Source organism: Kamptonema formosum PCC 6407 (assembly GCF_000332155.1).
Classification (GTDB): domain Bacteria; phylum Cyanobacteriota; class Cyanobacteriia; order Cyanobacteriales; family Microcoleaceae; genus Kamptonema; species Kamptonema formosum.
The window spans coordinates 92,031-111,192 of record NZ_KB235898.1 but is presented as its reverse complement, the minus strand read 5'-3'; the positions used below and the strand labels follow the sequence as shown (position 1 = coordinate 111,192).

Here is a 19,162-nt window from a genome sequence, read left to right as displayed (position 1 = left end):
ATGTCTGGTACTGTTTAGCTGAGAACCCACCATGTCTGCAAATAAGCTACTCCTAAAATTTGCCCAACGATATCCCGGTAGGATTTTGCTGACTGTGATGCTAGGCTTTTCAGGAGCTTTTTTCAATGGTATAAGCACTACTTTGATTGTACCAGTGCTTCTAAATTTGTTGGATCAGGCAGTTGAACTACGCGGCGCTCCACCTCTAATTAAAACGCTGATGTATCCTTTTGAGGAAATGCCTCAATCCCATCGTTTGGCATTGATGACAGCAGCGATTGTCTTGGCAATTGTTTTTAAGAATATTGCTATTTATGTTAATACTTTAGTGGCGACTTCGTTAACGCGCTCTTTGGCTTTTGACTTACGAGAAGCAGGCTTGCGGCTTTTGCTAGAAGTAGATTTAGATTTTTACTCTAAAACTAAAGTGGGGGATCTGATTAACCGCCTGGGTGGGGAAGTTGGTCGCACTGCTAGTGCAGTTGGTACAGCTATAGGAATGTTTACTACTTCAATTACTCTTTTGGTTTTTGTGGGCTTGCTAATTTCAATTTCTTGGAAACTAACGCTAACTTCAACATTTTTACTATCTTTCGTCGCCTTAGCAAATCAATTCCTGATTACCAGAGCAAAATACTTTGGACAGCAGCTTTCAGAAATGTCTAAAGATTATTCAATTAGAGTCTTGGAAACTTTGAGTGGCATTCGATTAGTTAAAGCCACTGGGAATGAAGAAAAGGAGTATGAAAGAATTAAGCAGTTAATTCAGAAACGAGAAACTGCCGATTTCCAAGCCCAAGCAAACTATGCTGCTATTTCTCCTATCAATGAAGTTGTTAATCTAATTGTTGTCATTTTTATTTTATTTATTGGTCGCAAAATATTTGTTAACGAAATAGAATCTATTTCTACTGTTTTGCTCACCTATCTTCTGGTACTTTTTAGACTAATTCCTTTAATTTCGCAGTTAAATAGCGCTCGCAGTCAATTTGCCAATACCTCAGCGAGCGTAGAGGTTGTGAATGATTTTCTAGACCGCAACGACAAACCATTCATGCTCAATAGTTCTATATTTTACACTCATTTAGAGTCAGGAATTCATTTTAATAAAATATCTTTTGCTTATCCCAACCACGATCATTTAGTTCTTAATGAAATTGATTTATTTCTCCCTCACGGTACTACTTTAGCTTTGGTAGGAAGTTCGGGTTCTGGTAAGTCAACTTTGGCGGATTTATTACCTAGATTTTACGATCCTACTTCTGGCTGCATCACAATAGATGGTAAAGATATCCGAGAATTCAATATAAAAAGCTTGAGAAAAGCTATGGGAATTGTTAGTCAAGATACGTTTTTATTTAATGCTTCTGTACGGGAAAATATTGCTTACGCCAGAGAAAAAGCGACAGAAGATGAAATTATTGAAGCTGCTAAACGAGCGAATGCTTACGAGTTTATTGAGCAGTTACCGCAAGGATTAGATACGCAGATTGGCGATCGCGGCGTGATCTTGTCTGGAGGTCAGCGTCAAAGAATCTCAATTGCTAGGGCTTTGCTACAAAATCCAGAGATTTTAATTTTAGATGAGGCAACCAGTGCTTTGGATACCGTTTCAGAGCGATCTGTACAAGAAGCTCTGGATAAGTTGAGTTGCGATCGCACAACTCTGGTAATTGCTCACCGCCTCTCGACAGTCCAAAAAGCTCATAAAATTGCTGTGATCGATCGCGGCAGAGTAGTGGAAATTGGTACTCACGACCAACTTTTAGGAAAAGGCGGTTATTATGCTCGTCTCTACTATATGCAATTTGCCGAAGAAGCAGCTCGCGATGAAGCTTTAATTAGAAGTTCTTATGAAGTTCGTACTCGCCTTAACCCCATGATTGGTTTTCTGAAATTACTTGTGGACGACTTGGTAGATTCTCAAGAAGAGCGAGAGGAATTAATCAAAGAATCATTTCACTCGGCTACTAATATTCTCAAAATCTTAGAAGTTATGGAAAACACTGTAAAAAGGCAGATGAGCAAGTAGGAAATAAGATGTCACAATACTATGTTTTTTTTACTAGAAATGTCTTACCTCAAGCTAACATAGCTAGCTTAGTGCAGGTTGCACATTCTGCTAATGCGGCTGCAAATCTCGGTTACTCAGCAGTATTGACTTACCTTGGGAAAAAAAATTTTAATCCTGTTAATTTTTTACTTCCATTTCAGCCGAGAAAACCGGAAGATGCACTTACAAAGCTTTATAATATTCAAGAAAAATTAAAAGTAGCTCCTCTGCCGATGCCTTGGTTCGTAGATCGCTTTGGAGGAAAATGGAATAACTCTAGCACAATAGTGTCAAAATATTATTTACCATTCCATCTACGCAAGCATACTAAAATAGTGCATACTCGTGACTGGAACTTTGTTAAAGCTGCCATAAAAAATGGAATTCCCGCCATCTACGAACAGCACCATCACGAGGCAAAGCAATTTGAACCAGAGATCGTCCACAATCCTCTATTTCAAATTGCTGTAACTGTTGCTAATACAGTCAGATATAGTATGATTGAATATGGAATGCCACCTGAAAAGGTAATCAGACTGCACAATGGTTTTAATCATTTATTTTTGGTAAGAAACCCAGAAGCAGCTAAGGCATGGCGCGAACAGTTGCTAGTAAGTGGAAGTCAGCATTTAGTTGTTTATGCAGGAGGACTTTACCCCTTTAAAGGTGTAGATATGCTAATAGATGTTGCTCAGAAATTACCGGAAATTCTGTTTGCGATCGCAGGCGGCAATCAATCTCAAGTAACAGCCTATCAGCAACTAGCTAGAGAAAAGCAAGTTAATAATACTACTTTTCTTGGCTACCTCCCTCAAAATCAGCTTGCTAGCTTGTTACAAGCAGCAGATATTTTAGCTCATCCTCATTGTTTGACAGAGGCGGCAACCTTTACTTCCCCCTTAAAATTCTTTGATTATATGGCATCGGGAACTCCCATTTTAGCAACTGAAATACCGTCTTTGATGGAATTTAAGTCCGCGAATATAATTGCTACTTGGTGCGAACCGGATAACCCTGTACGGTTTGCACAAAGTATAAAAAAAACTTTAGAAATTTATCCAAAGAGGATAGACGGCTATCCAGAAACTATAGATTTTGTCCGCCAGTTTTCATGGGAAAATAGAATTACTAAAATTTTAAGCTATGTAGAAGATTCTATGTGCCCACTAACGTAACACCCCCCTCTGGGTAGTTATGGCACGTAAGCCAAGGTGGTGTTACAGATATTTTAAGAACAGGTACTTTAAGATAAAATAAGACGATGAATCAAAAAAATATCGGCATGATTGCCAGTTACCCCGGTTTAAATCAGAGTGACTGGTTGTGGCAACAAACTCCTCAGAATTTCGGCAAGTGGGGTAATATTCAAATGCTAGCTAATTCCCCACAGCCAGACTTTTTATTAATGTATCAATTTGATTTCCCCAAGCAAGTAAAAAAAACGTCATGGTTACAACAATTACGGCAGCGAAAGCAGCCTCCTGAACCTAACATAGAAACAACATTGCGGGGAGTGCCCAAAGAACGCATTATTTACTTAATTCGCGAACCACCCTTAGAAGAAATTGTTCATATTACAAAAGCTAACTATGAACAAGCCAAAAACTATTGCGGTTATGTTTCGGGCCCTGATGATTTTGCTCCTACACCAGGTTATATGCCGGCGATATGGTATCATCCAAATTCCTTTAGAGAATTAAATGAAATGCCGCCCCCAGCAAAAACGAAACTCTGTTCTTGGATTACTTCAGGCATTAGCCGTACAACAAACCACCGCCGTCGGTTAGACTTTATTAAAATGCTTCAAGACCAAAAGTTAAATTTTGACCTTTACGGTCGCAATTTACCAAGTTTTGCTAATAGTAATGGCTCCGTCAACAATAAATGGCACGCGATGGCTCCCTACTATTACAATTTGGCAATTGAGAATTATGCTGATAACGACTGGTATGTTAGCGAAAAACTTTGGGATTCTCTTTTAGCATGGTGTTTGCCAATTTATTATGGCAGTTCTGCGGCGGATAAATTGTTACCACCAGGATGTTTTCTGCGGCTGCCTAGTCTGGATGATAAAGGTGTAGAATTTATTAAAGAAGTTGTTGCTACGCCGAATTATTGGTATGCAGCAAAAGAGGCGATCGCAGAAGCGAGACAAATCATTCTTCATGAATTAAATCTGCTCAATTGGCTGTCTAATTTTGTCACTAATTTCTAAATACTTATGAATGGTATTTGTACGCTAGCTAACGATACAGTTTACGATCAATTGGTTGCTCTGCTCAATAGTATTGAAGTTATCTTAGGTGCAAATACTCCCGTTTGCGTTTATCCTTTTGACGATCGAACTACTAGGATTAGTGCAGAAATAGCTAAGCGTTCTAACGTTTTTCTCTACGATAACTACGCATCTATTCAGCGATGGGATGAATTTATGCAGGAGGCTGCACCTGAACGTTTAAATAGCAAGAAATTCAGGCTTTATGGAGCTCATCGGCGCTTTTGTGCTTTCGACGGCCCCTTTGAAAAGTTTGTCTACATGGACGCGGATACTCTAGTAATGAACTCCCTAGAGGCTGTTTTTAATAAACTCGATTGCCATGATTGGGTTGTCTATGATTTTCAATTTCTTGACCCCAGTAAAGTTTATAATCTTCAGTCTCCTAAACTCTTAAAAGTCTTTGATCAAAAGCGCATAGATTCAGAAATATTTTGTTCGGGATTTTATGGAAGCAAGCAAGGAATTTTCGATCGCGCTACGATCGAGTGGCTTTTAACTCAACTGAAAGCAGGAGAGAAAGAAATTTTATATTCGGGTGCAGGTGAACAGCCATTGCTAAATTATATGGTGATGAAAAGTCAGATTTCTAGCTATAATTTTGCTTATAGCCTTACCGCCGAAAAAACCGGATGTACTGTTTCATCGCCGCATTTTCAAGAGCAAGATCGCATTTTGTATGACAATAAAAATCGATTGACTTACATTCATTATATTGGCGTACCGCCGCAGGTAGTTGAAAAAGTGTGTGCGGGGGAAAATTTTGAGTTTCCCTATCGCGATATTTTTCTACATTACCGCTATCTTAGAGAACCAGAAAAGCGCCCTATTTTTACTGAACCACCAAAGCTCTATTCCCCTAATCCACCACCAAGTTTATTTAAAAAGATATTGGGAAAATTACGCTTAACTCATTGAGAAAATATATGACTCGTGGCATTTATATTGTGGGAAATGACAGAGTAATGGAAAATGCGATCGCCCTTCTCAATAGCATCCGCTGCTATAATCCCGAAGTCCAGATATTCCTAATACCTTTTAACGCAGAATATCAAAAAATAGCAGCCACACTAAGCACTTTACACGGTGTTCAACTTTTCCCTAATCTGGAATTTATCGAGCAATTTACCCTAAAAATTGCCGAAATATTTGACCGCAACTTTTTAGCACTTCCCAATAAAATGCGGAAACTTGCCGCCTGGTTTGGCCCTCTTGATGAGTTTATTTATATCGATACTGATATTATTGTCTTTGAAGACATAGCATCAAATTTAAATAAACTCTCCGAAGTAGACTTTTTTTGCTGCGATTATCATCATGCTAGTGAAAAACTGCGTAATATCTTTTCACCCTTAGTAAAAGAACAAAATATTTTCACTAATGAAGAACTGCAAGATGTTTTTAATAGCGGATTTTGGGGTTCTCGCAAAGGAACTATTACAGAACAGCAAATGTATGATATTTTAAAGGAATGTTCGCAGCATAAAGAGTATTTTGATTTTACCCAAAATGTCACCGACCAGCCTATATTAAATTACCTGATTCTCAAGCTAATTTCTAAACGCTGTAATCTTGTAAAAACTACCGAAGAAGAGCCAGGAAGTTGGGCGGGTTCTAAACACTTTCAAGAAAAAGATTATATCCTTTATGACAAAGGCAAACGGTTAAAATATCTCCATTGGGCCGGCATTCCCATAAAAGCAGGTAGCCCTTATTGGAAATTATGGAAACATTACCGTTACCTACATGAAGAAAAATCTCCTTTAATACAAAGGCTATTCCGCCGTTTCTCCTCTTAAATTTTTCGTAACGCCGCCCTCTGGGAGGCCTTACGGTGAATCAAATTTATAACTGATAAAGATTTATGAATAACGGCATTTATACTCTTGCTAATGATGTTGTTTATGACCATTTAGTTGCCTTATTAAACAGCTTAGAAGTCAATGGAGCAAAAGATATTCCCGTTTGCGTCATTCCTTATGACAACAAACTAGACAAAGTTCGGGCTGAAATTGCCTCTCGAAACAATGTCATCTTATTTGATAATAGTGATTCAATTAGTTTCTGGGAAAACTTTGCAACTCAAGCTTGGACTTCTCATCACAAAGCTCAACAAATTTGGCGCTCAAAAGGGGGGAAACCCGTTCACTGTTTGGGAATGCACCGCAAATTTTGTTGTTTTGATGGCCCTTTTGAAAAGTTTATCTATTTCGATGCCGATACTCTTTTAATGGGCGATATTAATTATATCTATCAAAAACTTGATGAGTGCGACTGGGTAGCAAATGATTTTCAATATAAATCCGATCTAAATTATGTCTTTGATTTGTCATCTGAAATACTCCCTAAAATTTTTACTATTCAAAAACTAGAATCACAAATTTTCTGTGCAGGTTGGTTTGCGTCTAAAAAGGGAGTTTTAAATCGGGATAATTCAAGCAATTTATTGCTTAAATTAAAGGCGGGTGAAGCAGAAGTTATGTCGTTACGGGGAACAGATCAACCTTTATTTAACTATTTAGTGGCCCGTAGTGGTATCTCTTTTTATAACTTTGCTTATCACCAGCCAGAAGAAGTAACGGGAAGTCATTGGTCTTCTCAATTTGAGGTAATAGATGGCATTCTATACGATCGCGGTCGCCGTCTTACCTATCTTCACTACATGAGTATATCTGCTTCCAAGTTTGCTCAACTTTGTGCAGGTGAAGATGTCGATATTCCTTACCGCGATGTATTTTTGCACTATCGCTATTTAAAATCACCGGAAAAACGCCCCCAACTAGCTCCCCCAAGTTTCCTAGTTCGGTTACAAAGAAATATCAAAGCTTGGGTAATTCAAAAATTTAACAATTTTAAATTTAAACTCCAGAATTTTTAAGCATATAAAGACTGAATCCACTGCCACTCTTTTGTCAATCCCTCTACTAAAGAAACCTGCGGTTGATATCCTAAAATTTGCTCAGCTTTCGATACATCGGCGCTAGTGTGTCGCGCATCTCCCATCGCTGACTCAATAAAACTTATACGAATTGGACGACCAACAATCTTTTCCATTGTCTTAATTATTTCTGCTAAAACTACCCGACTTCCACCTCCAATATTGAATACTTCGCCGACAGATTCCGGTACATTTGCAGCGGCTAAATTAGCAGCTATGCAATCGCTGACAAAAGTAAAATCGCGGGTTTGTTGTCCGTCGCCATAAATTGTAATCGCTTCGTCAAGCAAAATAGCTTTGAAAAATTTGTGAAAAGCCATATCAGGACGCTGGCGAGGGCCATAAACAGTAAAGTAACGCAGTGCTGTTGCTGGTACGCCAAAGTTTTTATAATAAAGAAAACACAAACGTTCACCGCTTAACTTAGTAATTCCATAGGGAGAAACTGGCTGAGGACAAGCAGTTTCAGAGGTAGGAAAAGATTCAGCATTTCCATAAATAGAAGAAGAAGAAGCATACACAAATCTGTTCAAGTTTGGTGCATCTTTTGCTGCTTCTAATAAGACTTGGGTAGCGTTGATATTGCGCTCAGTATAAGCACGGAAACCTTCACCCCAACTGGCGCGGACACCTGCTTGGGCCGCTTGATGGTAAATTACCTCAGTTTCCTCTAAGAGTGATGACCAATTCAAAGCAAGAATATCGCCTTCCTCCATTTTAAAGGCTGGATTATTTTCAAAGTTAGAAATATTTTTGCGCTTCAATGCTGAATCATAGTAATCGTTAAATTGATCGACACCGATCACATTTTTACCTTGATTTAACAGGGTTTCTACTAAGTGAGAACCGATAAAACCCGCCGCGCCTGTAACGATACAATTAGCCATTAGCTTTGAATAGTGCTGAAGGAAGAAGGAAGAGGGAAGAAGGAAGAGGGAAGAAGGGGAAGAAAAACTATCCGTAACGCCGCTATTTTGGCAGTAAAGTCGCTACGAAGATGGGGCGTTACGTTTTTCCTAATACTAATTAGCTCCAAGAATCTAAATCTAATGATTGAGATCCTCCTTTTTCTAGCTGATTCAAAACTTTACCTAACTGAAACCAAACTAGCCACGCAGTTAATATCGTCAGAGGTATTGATACAGAGTAAGAGAGCGTTTTAGGAAAACCAAAAATTTCTAAACCAGAAGATAGAAAGATTCCAACTCCGCCAATCATTCCTAAAAAAGGAATCACCAATTGTGTGCTTCGTATATTCGCTAGGGTACTTGTAGAACGGTTTTTCGACCAGTTCTGTACGGCTTGTTTGAGAACGGCTTCAAATGCTGTTCCAGAGGCTATACCTGCTAGCAGACCAGCGAACATTAAAAATATAGGCGGTTCGGGAAAGTTATACACGAAATAATTCCTTTTGGTAATGGCTAATGGCTAATAGTTAACAGTTAACAGTTAACAGTTAACTATTAGCAAATTTAAAATCGAGTTAGAGCTGCGGCTCCTTCTGTAGAAAATTCTGCTAAAGCGCCCAAGGCAGCATTGAACAGGCGACCAGGTTTGAGGTCTTCTTTAACTAAATCCCACAAGCGGCTAACTTCTTGAGTATGGAGCCGATCGTCTTCGATTAAAGCTAGCACTACTTGACGACGCAGGAAAGCGCCTTCATTTGAGAGCAGGTATTGCAGACCTAATTGTGCTGTTGGGAAGAGGTCGAAATTTTGATCGGAACGTGCAATCGCAATCATATTTTCCAACCTGCCCCACTGAAATTTGCCGTCTTTGAATAATACCTCAATTAGGCGGCGGCGCAGTGCTGGCGATTCCCCATTTAACAAACGCCGCGCGACATAAGGATAAGCTACCTCAACTATCCTAAAATTAGGATTGAGCGTTAGTGCCAAGCCTTCTTCGGTGACGAGAGAGCGAATAATTAAGGCAAACTTTGCAGGAACTCGGAAGGGATAATCATACATCAATTCCGAGAAACTGTCGGTAATTGTCTTGAAGTTAAAATTACCAACACTTTCACCGATGATGTCTCCTAACACAGCTTCCATTGCCGGGATAATCGGGTGAATATCTGTATCTGGAGTCAGAAATCCTAGTTTGACAAAATCTGTGGCTAAGTTAAGGTAGTCTTTATTAATTAGGTGAACTACGGAATCAACTAAAGTTTCCTTTGTTGGTTCTTCTAGCTGATCCATCATCCCAAAATCAATGTAAGCCATTCTGCCATCGGCGAGGGCAAACAGATTTCCCGGATGGGGGTCAGCATGAAAAAATCCGTGTTCTAATAGTTGTCGTAAACCGCTTCGGACTCCGATTTCTATTAAAGCATCGGTGTCTAAACCTGCGGATTTAATGCGCTGAGTATCTGTTAGTTTGATGCCTTCAATCCACTCCAATGTCAGAACGGAATTGCTGGTGTAGCGCCAATAAATACTTGGCACTTTAACGGTGGGGTCATCGACAAAGTTGGCGGCAAATTTTTCAGCATTTCGCCCTTCGTTAATGTAGTCAATTTCCTCAAATAATTTGATGCCAAATTCATCAACAATTAAGGTGAGGTCGTGACCAAGATTCAGGGGCAACCAGGGAGCCAGCCATCCCGCAGCCCATCGCATTAGATAAAGGTCGAGGGCGATGACTGGCTGCAAATTCGGTCGCTGTACTTTCACGGCTACTTCTTCGCCGCTAATGAGACGAGCTCGGTAGACCTGACCGAGGCTAGCGGCGGCGACTGGTTCTGGCGAGATTTGGCTATAGATGCTGTCTATGTCGCGCTTGAGTTCGGCTTTGATGATGCTAAAGGCGATCGCACTATCAAAGGGTGGCAATTGATCCTGAAGCTTGATCAGTTCTTCCAGAAAGTCCTTGCGAATTAAGTCCGGCCGAGTAGAAAGTGCCTGACCGACTTTAATAAAAGTTGGCCCCAAGCGGGTAAGAATTTGTCGCAGGTGGGATGCTCGTTCTGGCTGGTGTGCTGCGACTTCATGTTGCCAACTGTCCCAAATCATGCCCAGCACAAAGCCCGCAAATGACCACACAATCGTTAGCGCTCGCCAAATCGCTTGCCAAGGGCGGGAGCGGTAATACTGAGCGATCGCTTGCGGATCGTAGCGTCTATCGTGAGTGAATTGATTCTGACGCACTCGGTTATTTTCCTCTCGTTATTCTGAAATGGGTAATGGTTAACTGTTAACTGTTAACTGTTAACTGTTAACTGACCACTGATCCCCAGTTGTCTGCGAACAAGAATTTTGCCCGCTCCCTAGCGGCGACCAGTCTAAAATTTATTTCTTTTTCTTAACTATAGTACATGAAAGTACAAATACTTAATCGAAAAATTCCGCGAGGGAGCTCAAACAGTCTTTGAGGCCGTAAACCACTCGATCCTGTTGATCCCTGGAGATTTCTGGGAAGATCGGCAAAGACAAAACCTCGCAGCCAGCTTGCTCTGCTATCGGAAAAGAACCTTGCTGATAATCTAACGATTTGTAAACAGGTTGCAGGTGCAAAGGTAACGGATAGTAAACCATCGAACCTACTCCACTTTCCTGTAACTTACTCCGTACCAAGTCGCGATGAGGGGAGATGGGGAGATGGGGAGCAGGGGAGCAGGGGAGCGGGGGAGCGGGGGGGAGGGAATTGGATTTTTCTTGACTTTTGAGGCTAATTGTGTATTGATTCCATACGCCTTTTCCTCCTGGTAATTCTTGGGGAAGGACAAGTCCGGGTAAAGGGCTAAGCAATTGATGGTAGCGATCGGCGGCGGCGCGGCGCTGGCTATTCCAGGTGTCGAGATAGCGCAGCTTGATTTGCAGAATCGTTGCTTGTAGAGCATCTAAACGGCTATTTATGCCAACTTCTTGGGAGAGATACCTAGCTGACTGACCGTGTTCTTTGAGCATCCGAACGGTGGCGGCGATCGCGGGGTCATTCGTCGTTACCGCACCCCCATCTCCGCACGCTCCCAAATTTTTCGTTGGAAAGAAACTAAAGCAGCCCACATGACCAATGCTACCGACTTTTTGACCGGCCCATTCGGCCCCTGTAGACTGAGCGCAATCTTCAATTACAGCCAAATCGTGAGCTTGTGCGATCGCCATCAACCGCGTCATATCTACTGGTTGACCAAATAGATGCACCGGCATAATCGCCCGCGTTCTGCTGGTGATAGCAGCTTCCAGCTTATCCAAGTCCAGATTAAACGTCTCGGCTTTAATGTCAACAAAAATCGGCTTTGCGCCCACAGCAGTAATCATCTCAGCCGTAGCGACAAAGGTAAAAGGAGTGGTAATTACCTCGTCTCCGGGCCCAATTTTTAAGGCGCGTAAGGCCAGAAACAGCGCATCAGTACCGGAATTGCAGCCAACGGATTCTGAAACGCCGATATAACCTGCAAAACTTTCTTCAAAACTTGCGACCGCAGGGCCGCCAATGTAACGACCGGAAGCTAGTACGTCTAAAACAGCGACACTTACTTCATCGCCTATTAGGGCGTACTGTCGGCTTAAATCGAGCGGAGGGACGTTGTTCACTCTTCACACCATAAATCTTAACCTTATATAAAAAATACCCTGAAAACCCTGTGACTTTAGTTTAGGGATGAAAGCTGGTTGCAGGAGTTATCCTACCTACTTTATTAGGACTTACGCAGGTCGTCCCAGAAACCGGGTTTTTGAGAGCATCTGTGGATCGGGGCGAAGTATTTTCGTAAAAAACCCGGTTTCTTTGGTTGGGTGCATAAGTCCTGATAATCCTGCTTTGGCGGCTGCGCGATCGCTAAGCCAGTCGGTTTTAACTCACGGCGGGTCAAAGACTATGATGCCCTAAGTTTTTTGATTAAAATATCTTATAATTTTCCTGTCAAACAATTAATTATAGTTGCCTTGATTCCGTTAGATTTCGCAGACTTGGCTTTGGCTTTGGGGATGGTGGCGATCGCGATCGCTCTTTCTGCTTGGCAAAATTTAGGATTAGAGTGGCAATTAGCGATCGCGGCCACCAGAACCGCTATCCAGCTAATTTTGGTAGGCTACGTCCTAGCCGTAGTCTTCGACCCCAATAGCAAAAATCCTTGGCTAGTCTTGGCAATTTTGACAGTAATGCTGACTATTGCCAGCATCGTGGCCAGCAACCGGATTAGCAAGAAAATTCCTCGACTTTTACCTTTAGTTTGGGGTTCCATTTTCCTAAGTGCCACCCTGACATTAAGCTATACCAATTTTATTGTCATTCAGCCTCAAACTTGGTACGAGCCGCAATACTTGATTCCCTTAGCAGGAATTGTACTCGGAAATGCTATGAACGGAGCTGCGATCGCTGGAGAACGCCTAGTTAGTACAGTTAATGCTAGCCAGTTAGAAATTGAAACCCATTTGAGTTTAGGTGCAACACCGCAACAAGCTGTAGCGCAATATCGCAAAGATGCAGTTAAAACTGGATTGATGCCTACTCTCAATACGATGATGGTAATTGGGGTTGTCACTTTACCAGGTACGATTACAGGACAATTGCTTGGGGGTATCCAGCCTCTTGATGCTGCTGCTTACCAGATTTTAATTATGTTTATGGTAGCATTAGCAAATATTGCAACCGCCCTATTAGTCACTCAAGGTCTTTGTCAGCAGTTTTTTAATCGCGAAGCCCAATTGAGGCGATATTAACAGTTACTCCTCTTTTCTTTGAGTCCGCGAAGGCGGACTTTGTTTGTGTAGACGCGATTTCTAATCGCCGGGAAAAGATAATTTTCTTTAAACTGCTTGTGGTTTTACCCCAAACAAATCAGAGGCGATCGCAAAAGTATCATTTGCCAGGATCAAGTGGCGATCGCTATCTCGACTAATACACCCATTTTGCTGTAGCTTACCCAACATTCGCGTGACTGTCACCCGTGTCGTGCAAATAGCATTAGCAAGATCGTGATGCGTCAGCCGTATATTTAACCGACTCCCGCCAGCTACAGGTTGACCAAATTCTTGTTTCAGCAACAGCAATAACTGATATAGTCTATCTTCTACTCGCCGCTGTCCTGCGATCGCTAAAATCGCCTCCATTTGCCGCAATCTTCGCACTATTTGAGGCATCAAAGCGTGACATAGTTGAGGCGATGCTTCTACTTCTACCATAGAATAACAGATCGAGTAAGTATCTGATATCGCCGTCGCCCGATAAGTCTGCAAGGAAGTTAACCAAAGACCAAAGCACATTGAAGGCCCCACCCAACCTAAAAGTCCCTCTTCCCCCGTTGGATAAAGTGTACTTAGCTGCACTAAACCCTGACAGACTTGCCAAATCCCTTGGGAGACTAGAGGAATCTCTTCACCTTTGGGATAAAAATGCAGGGTGCGATCTAGATCTGTGCGATTTCTGTTTACTTCTAAAACTGCTTTGGAAGTTGGAGGCATACCTAATTAATTCCAGGTAAACAATACTGGTTGGAGATATATCTCTTCAACTTTATATTATGAAGGTAAAGGATTCGTAATCATTAGGTTAGGGATAAGATAAGGTTTTCATAAGTACGCACCCAACCAAAGAAACCGGGTTTCGACTTTCGCTCAACCAGCAGTTTTTTGACAAAAATACTTCGTCCTTATCCACAGACGCTCTCAAAAACCCCGTGTCTGGGACTCGATGCGTAAGTCCTATAGATGCTAGATACAAGCAATATAGGGAGCAATATAACTCTGTCCACGTTGAATATAATAGGGTGAAAAGAGTTCTTCATAGTCTTGCTTGACAAGTTCCATTGCTGCTTCCATTCTCGCACGACCCAACACTATAAATTGGGCAGTGGAAGAGGCATAGTATTTTAGTTCTGCGCCAGTAACATTATTTTTAAAAGCATCAAGATAAAGTTGACGACTTTCTTCTAGAAATTTCTTAACTTCCGGCTTGAAACTGATTATCCCCTTGCTAGGAAAATGCAATTCTTTTTTTTTAATAAATCCCATTACCATTTTCATACATTTGCGTGTCTGCTCTACCGATAAACTTTGCTCGTCTTGTCTGCGAAATCCCCATTGAGTACAGCCATTTGTGACTTCGAGTACCCGTAATTCTGCAATTTTATCCAAGTCCTCTTGACTCAACCACGAGAGCCGATCGACCTCTTCTTCAATTAGCTGCTGAAAATTTGTAAAATCTTCTTCAAAATATTCTTTTAGCTCTTTTATTTGAGCGAGTTGGTTCCAGTCTACCTTAAAGGGAATCATACTCTTTCTCTCCACTATTAGCAACTTTCATTATGCCAATTTTATCTGATTTATGCAAAGGGAAGTAAAACAGGACTTAAGCATAATTGTCTGTAGCGCCGCCATCCCTGCGGAAATACCGCTCTTGTTGGCGGCGTTACGTGAGAAGTGTATCAGTCCTAATTAATGCTTGAGATTGCTGAGCGACCCTCCCAATGGCAGAATGGGTAATTACAGCCTTTATATAAAAAGTGAGTTATACAAAATTATATTTTGTTTTCCAACAGTTCTAGCGATCGCCACATCCCAAATGAGAATATTTGACAATAAATCCTTAACCCTTTACAATTACTAAAGCTTGCATCTTAGGAAAATTTATCAACAAGGTCGGTATGTCGAATCACCCTGTCATAGGGAAAGCAGAACGTTGGAGTCGTCGCCAACTGCTACAACTCGGACTAGCGGGTGCTGGGGTAGCCAGTAGTGCGATCGCATTTCAAAACCTCACCCACAAAACCACGCCTGTAAGAGTCCCGCCACTCCCCACCGATACCGCAACCGGCACCAATCTTAATCCGATGGACATTGTGCGGAACTTTGACTATGGCACAGTCAAGCGAGAAAATGGTCGCACGGTGCGGGAATTTCGCATGGAAGCTAATAATTCCACGATTGAGCTTAACAGTGCTGTAACTTTCAACACCTGGAACGTAAATAATCGCGTACCGGGGCCGACATTAAGAGCAACTCAAGGCGATCGCATCCGCGTCATTTTCTCCAACAAAGCAGGACATTCCCATTCACTGCACTTTCATGGTATCCATCCTACAGCAATGGATGGAGTTAAACCAGTGCGACACGGTTCCGCATTTATTTATGAATTTGATGCCGAACCCTATGGCGTTCATCTATATCATTGTCATATTGCCCCCGTCACTCGCCATATTGGTAAAGGATTATATGGAATGTTCATAATTGACCCTCCAAAACCTCGCCCTCCAGCAGATGAATTAATCTTAATCATGGGAGGATATGACGTAAATGACGATCAAACCAATGAACTTTACGCTTTTAACGGTATACCCAATTATTACATGAGAAACCCAATTCCCATTTATAAAAACCAGCTAGTGCGGCTTTACGTACTGAATATGATCGAGTACAATTCAGCAGTAACTTTCCACCTGCACGCTAACTTTTTTAAAGTGTATCGAACCGGAATGACATTAACACCCAGTGAAGAAACGGACGTAATTACAATGGGTGTGGCTGAGCGCCACATTTTAGAATTTGCTTATCCCTATGCGGGTAAATATATGTTTCATCCTCATCAAGATGCGATCGCCGAAGCTGGTTGCATGGGTTTATTTGAAGTAATTAGCTAAAGCACAACAGCAAAAAACCAAAGAAAATCTTAAATTAGTTCAAAGATTTTTCATTAAGTTGATAATAGATTATCTAACTATTGCAAAATTTTATCAAAAAGGTAGAATAGCAAATAGCACAATTTAACAAATTTTGAGACTGCCATGATACCAGCATTTCGTTCCTTGCCCATAGCCACCGCTACCGCTACTCTCCTCGCTTTCACAGGCTGTAGCCAAGCGCCAACAGCCAGCAACACTGCAACACCTTCACCAGCCAATACCTCTAGCGCTACAGAAGCAAGCAGCCACAGCATGAATCACAGTGGCAAGCCCCAGATTAACATCAACTCAGCAATTCTCTCGGAATTAGACAAATTAGAAGCAAAATTAGGGATTCCGGCACTTTCTAACAAAATTCAGGCAAGTCGTCCTTACGGTAGCACAGAGGAATTAGTTTCAAAAAAAGTCATAAATCAAGAGCAATTTGACCAAATAAAAGACATGGTGACAATTGAAGATATAGTTCTTACAGGCGTTGCCAAAGATATCGACTACATGACCAAATTAGGTTTAATGAAAGGTCATCTTTTAGTAGCCAAAGAACTCTTAGAGCAAGGCAAACCAGATCAGGCAGAACCTCACATTGGTCATCCAGTCGAAGAAATTTATGCCGATGTCGAAGATCAGCTCAACGAGCGCAAAGTTCCAGAATTTAAGAACACTCTAATTAAATTACAGGATTTAGTCAAAGCAGGCGCTAAAGATACCAACAAAGTGAATGCTGAATTTCAAACATCAATGCAGGCAGTTGATGGAGCCATCGCAGCTTTACCAGCTCAGCAGCGTAAAGACTCCAAATTTGTGCTGCCAGTAATTAACGGCTTGCTGGATACTGCCAACTCCGAATATGGAGCATCAATTGCCAATAACAAGATTGCCGCAGTCATCGAATATCAAGACTCGCGAGGATTTATCGCCTATGCTGAAACTCTCTACCAAGATATAAAAGAACAAGTTGCCAAAGATAGCCCCAAAACCGATAAAGCAATTGTCGCCACTATGGGAGAATTGAAGAAAGCTTGGCCGACTGTAATCGCGCCTTCTACCCCTGTTAAAACTACTGATGAAGTGACTCAACTAATCAAGAATATTGAGAAAGATAGCCAAGATTTTCTCAAGCAATCTTAAAGTATAGAGACAATTAAACGTAGGGTGGGCGCAAGCCGACAACCATCTATAGCTATAAGTTACAAACTTTTTGGCGGCTTGCGCCCACCTTACAAGTTATTAGTTGTTAGTAGAAAACATAATCAAAAACAATTAATCAAAAAACAAAAACAGCTAGCACCAACCACCAACCAACCATTAACAACCAACCACTCACCACTATCCACTAACCAAAAATGAACTTTAGCGAAGTATTACCAACATTTGTAATTACCTTGCGGGAAGGTGTCGAAGCCGCCCTAGTCGTAGGAATTGTACTAGCTTGCCTCAAAAAATCCGATCAAAGTCATCTCAATTTTTGGGTTTATGCAGGTGTGGTAGTTGGGCTGATTGCCAGCGCTTTAGTAGGTGTATTATTCGGTTGGATAGTTCAAGCATTTTCAAAATCAGACCAGCCCTACGCACCAATAATGGAACCCCTGTTAGAAGCTGTATTTAGCATTGTGGCAATCGCAATGTTAAGCTGGATGCTTATTTGGATGACCAGGCACTCGCGATCTATGAAAGCTGAAGTTGAGGGGGCTGTGACTGCCACATTAAAACAAAGTTATGGTGCAGGTTGGGGCGTATTTAGCTTAATTTTGATCGCCGTCTTGCGTGAAGGATTTGAAACCGTTTTATTCATCGCGGCCAAATTTCAGCAAGGCTTAATGCCAACTTTGGGCGCTATCGCTGGCTTGACTGTTGCGGCGGGAATTGGCGTACTTTTGTTTAAATGGGGCGTGAAAGTTAATATCCGCTTATTCTTTAAATATATGGGCATTCTATTGCTCTTAATAGTAGCGGGTTTAGTAGTATCAACTTTGGGACTTTTTGATATTGTAGTTAATACCTTAGCTCAGATGAATCGCCAATCAGCAGACCTTTGTTTTTATTACGAACGTTTTGCAAAAGTTCATTCTTGCATATTAGGCCCCATAGTTTGGAATACTACTAAAATATTACCTGAAGAGCAGTTTCCTGGGTTAGCCCTAAAAGCGCTATTTGGATATACTGATAGACTTTATTTAGTGCAAGCTGTTAGTTATCTTCTATTTTTAGCTACCATCGGCCTGATTTATTTTCAAAGTTTAGGCGGTAAAGTATTTTTTCCAGTTAGAAATAGTCAGTCTGCTATAGTAGAAGACAGAATGGAGAAAGCAGAAGGTAGAAAGTCTTAACTATAAGAACTTATGTAACGCCGCCCTCCGGGGGGTTAATTACCGCGCGGAGGGCGGCGCTACGGGTAGATTATGTCTGCATACTTCTTAACAGTCATAGGACTTACCCAAAAAACCCGGTTTCTGACCAAGATCGTCGCTTTTTTCGAGAAAAATTGACGCAGAAACCGGGTTTTTGACAGGCGTAAGTCCTGAGTCAATTATTAACCATTACCGTGATCGAAAATATCTTTGAATTGCAGCAAATCTAAACTGACAATGACTGGTAAACACTGAAAACATTCTTGCGCCAGTTGCCAACGATCTTCTCGTTGTAGCATAGTAATTAACTTCTCTCTAGCACTTATTAAATAGCGCACATCATTAGCTGCGTAACGCAGTTGCTTTTCAGAAAGATTAGCCGCATTTCCCCAGTCCGAACTTTGGGCAGTTTTATCAAGTTCTACCTGTTCTAATTCCTGCACTAAATCTTTAAGACCATGTTTGCCAGTGTAGGTTCTAGCAAGTTTACTAGCAATTTTAGAGCAGAAAACTGGTGCAACATGAATATCTAAATGATATTTCAGAGTTGCCATGTCAAAGCGTGCGAAGTGAAAAATCTTGACAATATTGCTGGCTTCCATTAACTTTTTCAAGTTAGGCGCTTCTCTTTGACCTTTGGCAATTCGGACTACAGTTACGATACCTTCTGCGTCGCACAACTGAACTAAACACAAGCGATCGCGCCAAGGTAATAACCCCATTGTTTCCGTGTCAGCAGCAATTGCCTCTGCTGTCAAATAGTGGGACAATAGGGTATCGGGGAGGTCGCGATCGCAAACGTTAAAATCTGTCATTGGTAATTGGTAATTGGTACTTGGTAATTGGTAATTGGTAATTGTTAACTGTTAACTGTTAACTGTTAACTGGTGATTTGCCTTCTTCCTTCTTCCTTCTTCCTTCTTCC

Annotated in this window: 17 protein-coding genes; 10 read left to right on the top strand and 7 right to left on the bottom strand. The window is 41.3% G+C overall.

Annotated elements, in window-relative coordinates; all coding sequences use genetic code 11:
- Positions 1–31 precede the first annotated feature (31 nt).
- The 6 genes from OSCIL6407_RS0100445 to OSCIL6407_RS0100420 all read left to right on the top strand — a co-directional run bounded on the left by OSCIL6407_RS0100445 (position 32) and on the right by OSCIL6407_RS0100420 (position 7,206).
- Entirely contained in the window at positions 32–2,032 is a 2,001-nt protein-coding gene (locus OSCIL6407_RS0100445; protein WP_007357550.1) for an ABC transporter ATP-binding protein, read from the top strand.
- Between the two features lie 8 nt (positions 2,033–2,040).
- Positions 2,041–3,228 carry a glycosyltransferase family 4 protein gene (locus OSCIL6407_RS0100440; protein WP_007357551.1) on the top strand — a complete coding sequence of 396 codons (1,188 nt, stop codon included), beginning with the start codon at positions 2,041–2,043 and terminating at the stop codon, positions 3,226–3,228.
- Positions 3,229–3,314: 86 nt separating this feature from the next.
- The gene (locus OSCIL6407_RS0100435) at positions 3,315–4,268 is read left to right on the top strand and encodes a glycosyltransferase family 10 domain-containing protein (RefSeq protein ID WP_007357552.1); all 954 of its coding nucleotides are present in this window, start codon (positions 3,315–3,317) and stop codon (positions 4,266–4,268) included.
- 6 nt (positions 4,269–4,274) lie between these two features.
- Positions 4,275–5,246: an Npun_R2821/Npun_R2822 family protein gene (locus OSCIL6407_RS0100430; protein WP_007357553.1), complete on the top strand. Its 972-nt coding sequence runs from the start codon at positions 4,275–4,277 to the stop codon at positions 5,244–5,246.
- Between the two features lie 8 nt (positions 5,247–5,254).
- Positions 5,255–6,127 (top strand): Npun_R2821/Npun_R2822 family protein, encoded by an 873-nt coding sequence (locus tag OSCIL6407_RS0100425; RefSeq protein WP_007357554.1) that lies wholly within the window; start codon positions 5,255–5,257, stop codon positions 6,125–6,127.
- Between the two features lie 65 nt (positions 6,128–6,192).
- A complete protein-coding gene (locus OSCIL6407_RS0100420; protein ID WP_007357555.1) occupies positions 6,193–7,206 on the top strand; it encodes an Npun_R2821/Npun_R2822 family protein in 1,014 nt (337 codons plus the stop codon).
- On the opposite strand, the gene OSCIL6407_RS0100415 is transcribed toward OSCIL6407_RS0100420, so the two are convergent.
- The 4 genes from OSCIL6407_RS0100415 to OSCIL6407_RS0100400 form a co-directional block, all read right to left on the bottom strand.
- Complete coding sequence (locus OSCIL6407_RS0100415) at positions 7,203–8,153, bottom strand: NAD-dependent epimerase/dehydratase family protein (RefSeq protein ID WP_007357556.1); 951 nt, start codon at positions 8,151–8,153, stop codon at positions 7,203–7,205. The genes OSCIL6407_RS0100420 and OSCIL6407_RS0100415 overlap by 4 nt on opposite strands.
- Positions 8,154–8,292: 139 nt before the next feature.
- Positions 8,293–8,664, bottom strand: coding sequence for a hypothetical protein (locus OSCIL6407_RS0100410; protein WP_019486797.1), 372 nt, complete (start codon positions 8,662–8,664; stop codon positions 8,293–8,295).
- Between the two features lie 74 nt (positions 8,665–8,738).
- Entirely contained in the window at positions 8,739–10,415 is a 1,677-nt protein-coding gene (locus OSCIL6407_RS0100405) for an ABC1 kinase family protein (RefSeq protein WP_007357558.1), read from the bottom strand.
- 183 nt (positions 10,416–10,598) lie between these two features.
- On the bottom strand, positions 10,599–11,804 hold the full coding sequence (locus OSCIL6407_RS0100400; RefSeq protein ID WP_019486796.1) for a DegT/DnrJ/EryC1/StrS family aminotransferase: 1,206 nt from the start codon (positions 11,802–11,804) through the stop codon (positions 10,599–10,601).
- Positions 11,805–12,104: 300 nt separating this feature from the next.
- Here OSCIL6407_RS0100400 and OSCIL6407_RS0100395 point away from each other — a divergent pair, with 300 nt between their 5' ends.
- Entirely contained in the window at positions 12,105–12,932 is an 828-nt protein-coding gene (locus OSCIL6407_RS0100395; RefSeq protein WP_007356893.1) for an ABC transporter permease, read from the top strand.
- An 87-nt stretch (positions 12,933–13,019) separates the two neighbouring features.
- On the opposite strand, the gene OSCIL6407_RS0100390 is transcribed toward OSCIL6407_RS0100395, so the two are convergent.
- A complete protein-coding gene (locus OSCIL6407_RS0100390) occupies positions 13,020–13,673 on the bottom strand; it encodes a Crp/Fnr family transcriptional regulator (RefSeq protein WP_007356892.1) in 654 nt (217 codons plus the stop codon).
- 249 nt (positions 13,674–13,922) lie between these two features.
- Positions 13,923–14,483 (bottom strand): hypothetical protein, encoded by a 561-nt coding sequence (locus tag OSCIL6407_RS0100385; protein WP_007356891.1) that lies wholly within the window; start codon positions 14,481–14,483, stop codon positions 13,923–13,925.
- Between the two features lie 371 nt (positions 14,484–14,854).
- Here OSCIL6407_RS0100385 and OSCIL6407_RS0100380 point away from each other — a divergent pair, with 371 nt between their 5' ends.
- From OSCIL6407_RS0100380 to OSCIL6407_RS0100365, 3 genes are all read left to right on the top strand, one after another.
- Positions 14,855–15,847: a multicopper oxidase domain-containing protein gene (locus OSCIL6407_RS0100380; protein WP_007356890.1), complete on the top strand. Its 993-nt coding sequence runs from the start codon at positions 14,855–14,857 to the stop codon at positions 15,845–15,847.
- 144 nt (positions 15,848–15,991) lie between these two features.
- Positions 15,992–17,017: a ComEA family DNA-binding protein gene (locus tag OSCIL6407_RS0100375; protein WP_007356888.1), complete on the top strand. Its 1,026-nt coding sequence runs from the start codon at positions 15,992–15,994 to the stop codon at positions 17,015–17,017.
- A 215-nt stretch (positions 17,018–17,232) separates the two neighbouring features.
- Positions 17,233–18,216 carry an FTR1 family iron permease gene (locus OSCIL6407_RS0100365; RefSeq protein WP_007356886.1) on the top strand — a complete coding sequence of 328 codons (984 nt, stop codon included), beginning with the start codon at positions 17,233–17,235 and terminating at the stop codon, positions 18,214–18,216.
- 203 nt (positions 18,217–18,419) lie between these two features.
- Here the strand turns inward: OSCIL6407_RS0100365 and OSCIL6407_RS0100360 are convergent, their stop codons facing one another.
- Entirely contained in the window at positions 18,420–19,052 is a 633-nt protein-coding gene (locus OSCIL6407_RS0100360; protein ID WP_007356885.1) for a ribonuclease H-like domain-containing protein, read from the bottom strand.
- Positions 19,053–19,162: the final 110 nt, after the last annotated feature.